Raw genomic sequence first — 11,677 nt, forward strand, 5'->3', positions numbered from 1 at the left:
GCATTCGGCGGGTCCGTCAGATCTTCGGCCGGACGGAGCGCTTACCGTCGCCGTGCGGGAACGTGCCCTCTGAGACCGTGTCCTATGGGGTGAGCGGGACCAACCGCTTGTAGTGGCAATGGGTGGCTGCGAGCCCGGGAAAGGCCAGGTAGTTGTGCGGCCGCACTGCCGGTGGCGCGGATAGGTGCCGGACCGGGTGGCAACACGAGCGACAGCCGCACCCAGCAAGCGTCGGGCTACGGGGCCCGTCTGTAAGCGCCTTCTCGACGCGCTTGCCGTAGTCGGCGTCGTCGGCGGCGGTCTTCCGGACGGCGCCGGCGCCTGGGCGCGACAGGACAGGTGTCAGCGCCAACGCCGCCCGGAAATCTGGGAGTCAGACCTGCTGGCCGGAGAGGCGCTCGACGGAGCGCAGCAGGGCGGAGTGGTCGAGGCCGCCGTCACCCTGGGCGCGCAGCGAGGCGACCAGCTGGGCGACCACCGAGCCGACGGGCAGTGCGGCGCCGACATTGCGGGCGGCGTCGGTGACGATGCCCATGTCCTTGTGGTGCAGCTCGATCCGGAAGCCGGGCTTGAAGTCCCGGTTGAGGAAGTTGTCCTTCTTGCGGGTCAGTACGGTCGAGCCGGCCAGACCGCCGTTGAGGACGTCCAGGGCCGCCTGGAGGTTCACGCCGGACTTCTCCAGGAAGACCACGGCCTCGGCGCAGGCCTGGATGTTGACCGCGACGATCAGCTGGTTGGCGGCCTTCACCGTCTGGCCGGAGCCGTGCGGGCCGCACAGGACGATGGTCTTGCCGAGGGCCTCGAGGATCGGCCTGGCGCTGTCGAAGTCGGCCTGCTCGCCGCCGACCATGATCGACAGCACGGCCTCGATCGCGCCGGCCTCGCCGCCGGAGACCGGGGCGTCCAGCACGCGGATGCCCTTCTCCGCGCCGGCCTTGCCCAGGTCCACCGAGGTCTGCGGGGTGATCGAGGACATGTCGATCAGCAGGGTGCCCGGCCTCGCGTTCTCCAGGATGCCGTCGGGGCCGTACGCGATGGCCTCGACGTGCGGGGACGCGGGCACCATCGTGATGACGACGTCGGCGTCCTTGACGGCCTCGGCGATGGAGGGCGCGGCGGTGCCGCCGGCCGCGGCCAGCCGGTCCAGCTTGTCCTGCTCCAGCGTGAAGCCGGTGACGTCGTAACCCGCCTTCAGGAGGTTCTCGGACATGGGGGAGCCCATGATGCCGAGGCCGATCCAGGCAATCGCGGGGCGGGCCGGGCGGGAGGAATCAGCGAGAGTGCTCATGAGGGTGCCTTCCTAAAAGCTTGTTGCGTCTGCGAGTTCAGCGGGCCGCTCGGGCCTCGGCCGGGAGCCACTCGAAGGACTCCGCGCTCGGGCGGTCGCCGGCCTTGTACTCCAGGCCGATCCAGCCGTCGTAACCGGCCTTCGTCAGCTCGTCGAGCAGCTGCTCCAGCGGCAGCGAGCCGGTGCCCGGGGCGCCGCGGCCCGGGTTGTCCGCGATCTGGACGTGGCCGGTCTTGTCCGCGTACGCCGTGATGACCTGGCTGACGTCCTCGCCATTCATCGACAGGTGGTAGATGTCGAGGAGGAACTTCACGTTGCCGAGGCCCGTCGCCACGTTCACCTTGTCGACGATCGCGATCGCGGCCGGGGCGCTCACCAGCGGGTAGAGCGGGGACTCGGGCTTGTTCAGGGTCTCGACCAGCAGGATCGCGCCGACCCGGTCGGCGGCGCGGGCGGCGAGTACCAGGTTCTCCAGGGCGAATGCGTCCTGGATTTCCGGGTCGATGCCCTCGACGCGGTTGCCGTACAGAGCGTTGAGGGCCTTGCAGCCGACCGAGGCGGCGAAGTCCGCGGCGACGTCGATGTTGGCGCGGAAGCGGTCGGACTCCTTGCCGGGCACGGAGAGCGCGCCGCGGTCGGGGCCCGGCAGCTGCCCGGCGTAGAAGTTCAGGCCCACGAGCTGGGTGCCGGCGTCGTCGAGCGCCTTCTTGAGGGCGTCGAGCTCGGCCTGCGGCGGGGTGGGGGTCTCGATCCAGGGCCACCACAGCTCGACCGCGGTGAAGCCGGCGGCGGCCGCGGCCGCCGGGCGCTCCAGGAGCGGGAGTTCCGTGAAGAGGATCGAAAGGTTCACATCGAAGCGCTGGTACGTGTATCCCATAAGGGTGCGCTCCTTCCGTATTGCGGAAGTCGGTTTCTGCTTAACGGAAGATTGCCTGGCGGGCTGGAGTGCTGTCAAGGGCGGGTCCACAAAAAGAGCCTCCCGAGCGGGGGGCAGAAGGCCTGTTCAGGCTTCCGCCGTCCCGGCTCGGGAGGCACTTGGTGGGTCTCGGGTGGGTACGGCCCGTGCGGCGGGGCCCGTACGGGCGCTACAGGGCGTCGACCGCGCTCACCTTCCAGCCCCCGGAAGTGAGCGTGAGAGTCATCCGTACCCGGTTCAGGTCCACGCGGGGGCCGGAAATCTGGGTGCTGCTGGTGACCTGGTTGACGAAGAGCAGGACGACGGCGCGGTCCGGTGAGGCCGACACCACCGATGCCGCCGGCGCGCCACCGCCCGCAGGCTTCACCACCGTCGCTTTGACCACGCCTTTGTACTTCACGGCGGTCGGGGCCACCACTTTCGTGGTCGTCCGCCGGTACTCGTCACGGAAGGAACCCGTGAGGTGGCCGCGCGCCGCGTCGAAATCCCGGTCCAGATGCCGGTAGTCGTACGACAGGATCACGGGAGCCGCCTTCTGCGCGGTTGTCAGCGCCTGTGCCCGCGCCCGATCCGTCTGCCGGGCGTCCCCGTACTTCCACCCCAGCACCGTGACCGCGACCAGCCCCGCCACGACCAGGACGGCGAGCACAGCGGTTATGAGTCCGCGCCGCCGCCCCCCAGCGGGTTTCTCAACGGGGTCCTCCGTCTGCAGGACCCGTCCGACGCCCACCAGGGCAGGGACCTGCATGTCGTCGAGACCGGAGTCGGGAGCGGAGTCGAGACCGGAGTCGAGACCGGAGTCGCGATTGGAGTCGGGACCGGAGTCGGGACCTGAGTCGGGGCCGGTGCGCTCGGCGCGTCTGGCTGCGGCGCGGGCGGCCGCGGCCAAGGACCGGCTTCCGGGTGAGCCGGCGCGGCGGCTCCGCGTGCTGGGGTTCGCCACGGTGTCTCTCCTCACTGGTGGTACGGGGTGTGTCCGGGCGACGCGGTCAGCCGACGAACTCGACGTTGGACGTCAGCCAGCGACCGTTCTCGAGCACAAGGTCGAGCTGCAGCCGGTAGGTGCGGGCCTGCCCCTGCGGGGCGGCGGTGTTGGTCACCTTGCTGTCGGCGACCACCAGGACCCGGGCGGTCTTCTCGTCGGCCCGGGTGATGCCCGCTTCGAGCACCTGGCCCTCGGAGACCGACTTGTTCGCGGCCACCAGCTTGGTGAGCTCCGCGGTCTGCGCCGCGAACTGTTCCTTGAAGTCGCCGGCGGAGCCCTTCAGCACGGTCTCGCTGTCCCGTGCGTAGTGCCGGTAGTCGAGCGAAGTGAAGTTCAGCGCCGACTGGCGTGCCGCGGCCAGAATGGCCTGATGCCGCTGCTCCTGCGCGCGCTGCTCGTACACCTGGACAGCCAGCCATACGCTCAGCACCGTCGTCACGGCCGTCGCCACGGCGAGCGTCGCGGGCAGTGCCCTCCCGCGCCGTGCGGCCTCGACCAGTCTGATACCCAGTTCGCGCAGCCGCCGTGTCGCGTGCGCGACACGACCGCCGGTCATGCCATCGGTCCGACGAGCAGCCATTGCCACGAGTCCTTTCCGAACACATTCTGTTCTCCGCCCGTCGAGCCGATCTCGACGAACGATCCGTCCGGGCCGGCTGCGGCGCCGGTCTCCGGGTCGTAGGGGGTGATGAACGCGGCCGGGCCGGCCCCGCCGGAACCCGAAGCTCCGGGCGCGTTCTGGGCGCCGCGGACCGAGGTCTTGCCGCCGCGCGGGGCCGTGCATCGTGCGGCGGTGTTCGCCGGACGCTCGCTCGTGTCCGCGGGGTCGCGGCGCTGCGTCCCATAGCCCTGCCGGCACGCCGGCGGCTCGTCGGCATTGACGACCATGCCGAAGTGGGTGGTGCCGTCGCCCGGGATCACGGTGAAGCTGCCCGCGACCACCACGGGAAACGTGACGAGCGCCTGTTCCACGCCCGGCAACCGCGCCACCGTGATCTGGCCGCCGCTGATCAGATTGCCCAACAGCACCGGAAGGTGCGTCCGGTTGGCCTTCAGCAGCGAGTTCAGCTCGTTCGCCGCGGGCGCGCCCGCGCCGGTCAGCCTGCGGATGTCACCGTCACTGGACTTCAACTCGGCGGTGAGGTCCGCCAGGTCGCGGGAGAACGACTTGATGGCCGAGCCCTTGTCGGACTGCGTCTTGAGGGCCACGCGCGAGTCCTCGATCAGCGTGATGGTCTGCGGGAGCGAGTCGGACGCCGACTCGATCAGCCGGTTGCCCGAGTCCACCAGCCGGCTCAGGTGCGGGCCGGTGCCCGCGAAGGCCTTGCCCAGCTCGTCGACCGTGATCCGCAGATCCTCCTTGCCGACGGATTTCACCAGGCGGTCCACACTCAGGACGAGATCTGTGGACGGCAGCGGCACCCGCGTGTCACCGCGGGCGATCGTGCTGCCGTCCTTCAGATAGGGGCCGCTGGAAACGCGTGGCTGCAGATCGACGTACTGCTCGCCGACAGCTGAACGGTGCGCAACCACGGCCAGGGTGTCCGCCGGTATCCGCTGTCCGTCCTCGATGTCCAGCGCCACCGACACCCCCTCCGAGCCGGTCAGCCGAAGCTCGCCGACCCGGCCCACCGGCACTCCGCGATAGGTGACCTCGGCACCCTTGAAGATGCCTCCGGACGCGGCGAAGTCGGCCCGAACGGTGTACCCACGGTCGAGGACCGCTTCGGACAGCCCCGTGTACTGGGCGCCGACGTAGGACACGCCGACGGCGGTGACGACGGCGAAGGCGACCAACTGCGTCTTGACGCTGCGTGTGATCACGGCTGCATCCCCTTCAGCATGAGCTCCGCGAGAGCGAAATCGACTCCGGGCGGGTAGCCGTCGGCGTTTTCGGCGGTTTCGTCGTACGAGGCGTAACCGCTGGTGCACACCGGTGGGCACAGCGGATCGCCGGGGGCCGGCGGGTCGTTCGGAGTGCCCGGAACACCTGGCCCAGACGTCGGTGTGGAGGGTCGGGGCAGGCCGGGAACTCCTGGCACCTCGGGGACCTCCGGGGCGCCCGGCACTTCCGGAACTCCGGGCTTCGCCGGGGGTTTGGGCTTCCCGTTCCCGTCGCCGAGGTTGCCGTAGATGCTCGCGAGATCCAGATCGGCGGTGATCTTGAGATTGACGTAGTCGCCCTTGATGGCATTCGTCGCACTGCGCGGGAACGGATACGTCGTCATGAGTTCCAGGGCGTTGGGCAGGTCGTTGCCCGCCTTGTTCAGCTGCTCCAGGATCGGCCGCAGGCTCGTCAGATTCGCGACCACATCGTCCCGCGAGGCGTTGATCACCCGGGTGCCCGTCGTGCCCAGCTTCGACAGGGACGTGAGCATCCGTGTCAGGTTCTTGCGCTGGTCGGCCAGCACCTTCAGCGCGGGCGGCATGGTGTCGACGGCCTGGGCGACCGTCGTCTTCTCCTTGGCGAGTCGCTTGGACAGCCGGTCGATGCCGTTCAGCGCGCGGATGATCTCCGCGCGCTGGCTGTCGAGACCGCCGAGGAAGGTGTCCAGCTCGGTGAGCAGGGACTTGACCCGGTTCTCCCGGCCCGCCAGGGCCTCGTTCAGCTCCACGGTGATGGTTTTGAGCTGCGCCACTCCGCCGCCGTTGAGCAGAGCCGACAACGCGGCCAGCACCTCTTCGATCTCCGGGTTGCGGCCGCTGCGGGACAGCGGGATCCGGGCGCCGTCGGCGAGCTTGCCGACCGGCGCGGTACCCGCCGGGGCGGACAGCGCCACGTACTTCTCACCGAGCATGCTGGTCTGCCGCAGCTCGGCCACCGCGTTGGCGGGCAGTTTCACCGAATCGGCCACCCGCAGCCGCACCCTGGCGTGCCAGCCGTCCAGTTCCACCTTCTCGACGGCGCCCACCGTGACGTTGTTGACCTTCACGGACGACTGCGGAACCAGATCGAGGACGTCCCTGAACTCCACGGTGACCCGGAAGGCGTTGCCGTCCGAGGCGGCGCCGCCGGGCAGGTCGACGTCGTACCACCCGTTGATGTCGCAGCCGGAAATCAACAGCGAGCCGACGGCCGCCCAGGCGGCTGCCCTCCCCTTGCGCAGCGCGCTCATGCACGGGCCTCCAGGATTCCGCCGAGGGTCTTGTCCACCGGTCCCGTGCCCGCGGTCGGCACGTTCGGCGACAGCTTCGGAAGGGAGTCGAACAACGTCTCCAGCTCCTGGCAGTCGGGGTTCTTCCCGCCGGTGTCACCGGTCGTCTTCAGCACCGAGCACAGCAGTGCGGCCGGGTCCTGGGGATGGTCCGGGTTATTACGGGTGTCGAGGGTGCCGGAGGACGGGTTGTAGGCGTTCTGCAGGTTGGACAGCCCGGTGGGGGCGACCTCCAACAGCTCGGCCAGCGCCGCCCGCTGGGTGACGAGAACCTTGGTGACCTTGCTCAGGCCCTTCACATCGGCCGTCAGCGACTTCTTGTTCGCCTTGACGAACTCCGTCACATCGCGCAGCGCCACCCCCAGGTGCCGCAGCGCCGCCGCGAGGTCCTTGCGCTCCCCGGCCAGCTGGTCGGCCACCTTGGCGAGGCTGTCGTTGAACGAACGGACACTGTCGTCGTCGGCCGCCAGAACAGCCGTGAACACCTGCAGATTCCGTACGGTGCCGAACAGGTCCTTCCGGCCGTCGGACAGCGTGCCGACCGCCAATGACAGATCCTCCACCATCTGGTGCATCTGCTTCCCCTGGCCTTGGAGGTTGTCCGCGCTCACCCCGAGGAGCCGGGACAGCGAACCGTCCGTGTTGGCTCCACGCGGACCGAGCGCCTCGGCCGTCGTGTGGAGGCTGTCGAAGACGCGGTCCAGCTCGACCGGGACTGCCGTCCGGTTCTCGGGGATGACGGCGCCGTCCCTCAGCGCCGGCCCGCTTCGGTACACCGGCAGCAGCTGCACGTACCGGTCGCTGACCACCGAGGAGTTGATGATCGCGGCCTTGGCGTCGGCGGGGACCTTGCGCCCGGCCTCGTACTCCAGCTCCACCCGCACCCGGTTGCCGCTCGGCGTGATCTTCTTGACCTCGCCGATGCGGACACCGAGGACGCGTACGTCCGAGCCGGGGTAGATGCCGACGGTGCGCGGGAAGTACGCCGTGACCTGGACCTTCTCCGGATGCGGCCAGAGCGCGACGACCGAGGCGGCCACCAGTACCAGCGCGGTGAGCAGTGCGACCCGGCGCAGGCGTGACGCGGGCAGCCGGACCCGGCGCAGGCGCCCCGCCGACAGCCGGACCCGTGCCGACTCCCGGATCCGGCGCAGGCGTGACGGGGGCGGCTCGATCCGGTGCACGTGCCCGGGCACACGCCCTCTCAGGCGGACGTTCATCGTGAGCCTCCCGTCCGCGGCACCACCGGAGCGGCGACCATGTTCTGGATGTAGCTGTCGAACCAGCGGCCGTTGCCGAGGGTGTTGGTGAACACCCGTACATAGGGGGCGAGCAGCTTGACGCTGCGGTCGAGGGAGGCCTGATTGCGTTCGAGCATGGTGACCACCGCGTTCAGGCCCTTGAGCGCCGGGCCGATCTCCTTGCGGTTGTCCTCGACGAGGCCGGAGAGCTGGATGCCCATCGCGGCCGAACTCTTGAGCAGCGCATGGATCGCCGCACGCCGCCTGGTGATCTCCTGGAACAGCTTGTCGCCGTCCTTGATCACCCGGGAGAAGTCGCCGGAACGCTCGGAGAGGACGCCCGTCACCCCGTTGGCGTGCTTGAGGAGTTCACGCAGGGCCTCGTCGCGGGACGCCACCGTACGGGAGATCCTCGAAAGCCCCTTGATGGACGCCTGCACCTCGGTCGGCGAGTCCTTGAAGGTGGCGGAGATGGTGTCCAGGGCCTTCGCCAGCTGGTCCGTGTCGACCTTCTCCGACGTGGTGGTCAGATCACTGAACGCCGCCACGACGTCGTACGCCGGAACCGTACGGTTCAGCGGGATCTCGCTGCCCGGCGCCAGCTGCCCCGACCCCTTCGGGTGCAGCGCGAGGTACTTGGAGCCCAGGATCGTCTTGATCCGGATGGCCGCGCCGGTCGTGGTGCCGAACTCCGGATCGCCCTTGACCCGGAAGGTCACCTTCACGTGGTCGCCGTCCAGATCGACCTCGTCGACCTTGCCGACCTTGACCCCGGCGATGCGCACCTCGTCGCCGGGCTTGAGGCCGCCCGCTTCCGAGAAGGCCGCGCTGTACGTCTCGCCGTTACCGATCAGCGGGAGGCTGTCGGCGTTGAACGCCGCCGCGGTCAGCAGGGCGAGCGTGGAGATGCCCACGGCTCCGACCACCACGGGGTTTCGCTCACGGAAGGGGATCACTGGCCGCACCTCGCTCGCGCGACATGGAGCTCGGGGGTGAGCACCTGCCTGGTCTTCGGCAGCACGATCCGGCCGTCGAAGTCACAGAGATAGAAGTTGAACCAGGAGCCGTACGACGCCGTCCCCGTCAACTTGTTCAGCTTGTTCGGCAGCCGTTTCAGCACGCCCTCCACGGTCTTCTCGTTCTTGTTCAGCGTTCCGGTGAGGTCGGTCAGCTCGGCGATGTCGTCCTTCAGCGGCGGGCGGGCGTCCTCGATCAGGCCCGAAGTGGCCTCGGTCAGTTGGCCGATGCTGGTCAGCGACTCGCCGATGGGCTTGCGGTCGGCGGACAGCCCGGAGATCAGCCGCTGCAACTGCTTGAGCAGTGCGGAGAAGCGGGCGCCGCGCTTGTCCAGCGTCTTGAGCACCTCGTTGAGGTTGTCGATCACGGACCCGACGAGCTTGTCCCGGTCGGCGAGTGTGGTGGTCAGCGAGGCGGTGTGGGCGAGCAGGCTCTTCACCGTCCCGCCCTCTCCCTGCAGGGTCTTGATGATCTCGGTGGCGAGCTGGTTCATGTCGTCGGGGCTCAGTGCGGCGAAGAGCGGCTTGAATCCGTTCAGCAGCGCGTTGAGATCGAGCGCCGGCTGGGTCCTGGCCAGCGGGATCCGGGTGCCGGGCGCCAGCGGTGTCCCGTCACCCGCGCCCTCCGTCAGCGCGATGTACCGCTGTCCGACCAGATTCCGGTAGCGGATGACGGCGCCGGTGCTGGAGAACAGCGGACGGTTCTGGTCGACCGTGAAGGTGACCTCCGCCAGCGTGCGGTCCTTGATCCCGCCGCCCTTGATCCGGATGTCCTCGACCTCGCCGACGCGCACTCCGGCGACCCTGATGTCGTCGCCCTCCTCCAGGCTGGTGACGTCGCTGAACACCGCGCGGTACGTCTCCTGCGGAGTGAAGGAGAGGTTGACGATGGTGGCCGCGAGCATTGCGGTGACCAGCACCGTCACCACGGCGAAGAGACAGAACTTGATCAGTGGGGCCGCGGTCTGGGTAGCTCCCTTCGTCATGCGACGCTCACCGCCGTTCCGCGTGCCATCGGGCCGAAGAGGAGCGTCGCGACGGCCGGCACCCGGTCGGCCGGAACTCCCATGACGGGCGCCACGAGTGAGCCGACCGCACGCTGCTCGGCCTCGGTGGCGGACACAGCACTATTGGTGCCGCCTCCCGAGCCGTGCGCCGACGTACCGTCATTGAGCTTTGTGTCCGGTGCGGGCACCCGGGGGTTGGGCAGCCCCCTGCAGTCGGGTCCTGAACGTTCTGCATAGCGCGGTTCCTCACCGGGTTTGTACGCGGGCCGGGGGCGGACGAATTCGAGGGTGATGCGCATCTCTCCGCCCCTGAAGGTCGGTTCGGCCGCCGCGTCCTGCTTCACCAGGCCGTCCAGGAGGCAGGGGTAGACCGGCGCGTAGCGGGCGAAGAGGTTCAGCGTGGGGCGCGAGACCCGGCCGAGGGTGATCAGCCGTCCCTCGTTCTCGTCGAGGAACCCCTCCGCGGTGCCGGCGGCGTCGGCGGTCGCGGTGAGCGCGGAGGCCAGCTGGTCCCGCTGCTCTACGACGGTGCGGCTGGTGGTGACGGTGTTCCGCAGGATCCTCAGCAGATCGGGCGCCGCGTCCCCATACACCGCGGCCACATCCGCGAACCGTGAGATGTCTTCCTTGATGGACGGCATGTGCGGGTTGAGCCGGCTCAGATAGCGCTCGAAACGGGTGAGGTTGGCGCCGATCCGGTCGCCGCGCCCGTCGAGCGCGGTGGCGAACGCCGACAGCGTGGCATTGAGTTCGGCGGGCCGCACGGTCCGCAGCAGCGGCAGCAGGTCGTTCATCAGATGCTGGAGCTCGATGCCTGCCTCGGTGCGGTCCTGGGTGATGACATCCCCGGCGCGGATGTGCCGCCCCGCCGAGCCGCGCGGCGCGACAAGATCGACGTACTTCTCGCCGAACAGCGTCTTGGGCAGCAGTAGGGCGTGCACATCGGCCGGGATGCGGGAGACGTGCTCCGGCTTGAGAGCGATGTCGAGCGTCGCCTTCTCGCCGTCTGCACGGACGGCGCGCACCTCGCCGACCAGCAGCCCGCGCAGCTTGACGTCGGCCCGCGGGTCCAGCTGGTTGCCCAGGGTGTCGGCCTCCAGCGTGATCCGTACGACGGAGACGAACATCTGCTGGTAGACGGCGACGGACAGCGACAGCAGAAGCGCGATGACCGCGATGAAGACGATGCCGTACAGCCGCAGTCGTGCGCCGCGCGTCGGGACGGGAATGGGAATGCGCATGGATCTTCTACCCCGCTATCCGTACGGTCGTGTTGGCGCCCCAGATCGCCAGGCTGAGGAAGAAGTCCAGGATGTTGATGGCGACGATGGAGGTCCGCACGGCACGGCCGACCGCGACGCCGACGCCTGCCGGGCCGCCGCTCGCGTAGTAGCCGTAATAGCAGTGGACAAGGATGATCACGACGGCGAAGACGATCACCTTGCCGAAGGACCACAGGACGTCGACCGGCGGCAGATACTGCTGGAAGTAGTGGTCGTAGGTGCCCGCGGACTGCCCGTAGTAGCCGGTCGTGATGGTGCGTGCCGCGAAGTACGAGGACAGCAGCCCGATCACATACAGCGGGATGACGGCGACAAAGCCGGCGATCATGCGCGTGGTCACCAGGAACGGCAGCGAGGGGACGCCCATCACCTCCAGCGCGTCGGTCTCCTCGCTGATCCGCATGGCCCCGAGCTGGGCGGTGAACCCGGCCCCGACCGTCGCCGACAGGGCGAGACCGGCCACCAGCGGGGCGATCTCACGGGTGTTGAAGTACGCGGACAGGAACGCCACGAAGTTGGAGGTGCCCAGCTGGTTGAGCGCGGCGTAGCCCTGCAGGCCGACCTCGGTGCCGGTGAAGAAGGACAGGAAGGCGATGACGCCGACCGTCCCGCCGACGACTGCCAGTGCCCCGCGACCGAAGCTCACCTCGGCGAGCAGACGCAGGATCTCCTTCTTGTAGCGGCGCAGCGTGCGGCCGGTCCAGGCCAGTGAGCGTCCGTAGAAGGACAGTTGGCCGCCCAGCTCCTCGAGCCGGTCCAGCAGCAGACGATTCATCAGCGGCATCG

At 69.0% G+C, this 11,677-nt stretch carries 11 protein-coding genes; all 11 read right to left on the reverse strand.

What is annotated here, in order from left to right; genetic code table 11:
* Positions 1–373 precede the first annotated feature (373 nt).
* Entirely contained in the window at positions 374–1,288 is a 915-nt protein-coding gene (locus ACH492_RS01570) for a 2-hydroxy-3-oxopropionate reductase (protein WP_398981633.1), read from the reverse strand.
* A 37-nt stretch (positions 1,289–1,325) separates the two neighbouring features.
* Positions 1,326–2,165: a TIM barrel protein gene (locus tag ACH492_RS01575; protein ID WP_398981635.1), complete on the reverse strand. Its 840-nt coding sequence runs from the start codon at positions 2,163–2,165 to the stop codon at positions 1,326–1,328.
* Between the two features lie 208 nt (positions 2,166–2,373).
* Complete coding sequence (locus ACH492_RS01580) at positions 2,374–3,147, reverse strand: hypothetical protein (RefSeq protein ID WP_398981637.1); 774 nt, start codon at positions 3,145–3,147, stop codon at positions 2,374–2,376.
* A gap of 46 nt (positions 3,148–3,193) precedes the next feature.
* Entirely contained in the window at positions 3,194–3,769 is a 576-nt protein-coding gene (locus ACH492_RS01585; RefSeq protein ID WP_398981639.1) for a hypothetical protein, read from the reverse strand.
* The gene (locus tag ACH492_RS01590) at positions 3,742–5,013 is read right to left on the reverse strand and encodes an MCE family protein (protein WP_398981641.1); all 1,272 of its coding nucleotides are present in this window, start codon (positions 5,011–5,013) and stop codon (positions 3,742–3,744) included. Before ACH492_RS01590 ends, ACH492_RS01585 begins: the two co-directional genes overlap by 28 nt.
* The gene (locus ACH492_RS01595) at positions 5,010–6,305 is read right to left on the reverse strand and encodes an MCE family protein (protein WP_398981643.1); all 1,296 of its coding nucleotides are present in this window, start codon (positions 6,303–6,305) and stop codon (positions 5,010–5,012) included. Before ACH492_RS01595 ends, ACH492_RS01590 begins: the two co-directional genes overlap by 4 nt.
* Entirely contained in the window at positions 6,302–7,564 is a 1,263-nt protein-coding gene (locus ACH492_RS01600; protein ID WP_398981645.1) for an MCE family protein, read from the reverse strand. Before ACH492_RS01600 ends, ACH492_RS01595 begins: the two co-directional genes overlap by 4 nt.
* Positions 7,561–8,541 carry an MCE family protein gene (locus ACH492_RS01605; RefSeq protein WP_398981647.1) on the reverse strand — a complete coding sequence of 327 codons (981 nt, stop codon included), beginning with the start codon at positions 8,539–8,541 and terminating at the stop codon, positions 7,561–7,563. The genes ACH492_RS01600 and ACH492_RS01605 overlap by 4 nt, the downstream gene beginning before the upstream one ends.
* Entirely contained in the window at positions 8,538–9,587 is a 1,050-nt protein-coding gene (locus ACH492_RS01610) for an MCE family protein (RefSeq protein ID WP_398981649.1), read from the reverse strand. The genes ACH492_RS01605 and ACH492_RS01610 overlap by 4 nt, the downstream gene beginning before the upstream one ends.
* Entirely contained in the window at positions 9,584–10,849 is a 1,266-nt protein-coding gene (locus tag ACH492_RS01615; protein ID WP_398981651.1) for an MCE family protein, read from the reverse strand. Before ACH492_RS01615 ends, ACH492_RS01610 begins: the two co-directional genes overlap by 4 nt.
* Before the next feature lie 7 nt (positions 10,850–10,856).
* The gene (locus tag ACH492_RS01620) at positions 10,857–11,675 is read right to left on the reverse strand and encodes an ABC transporter permease (protein ID WP_307660377.1); all 819 of its coding nucleotides are present in this window, start codon (positions 11,673–11,675) and stop codon (positions 10,857–10,859) included.
* Positions 11,676–11,677 lie beyond the last annotated feature (2 nt).

The organism is Streptomyces sp. NPDC019443, assembly GCF_044389785.1.
Lineage (GTDB): Bacteria > Actinomycetota > Actinomycetes > Streptomycetales > Streptomycetaceae > Streptomyces.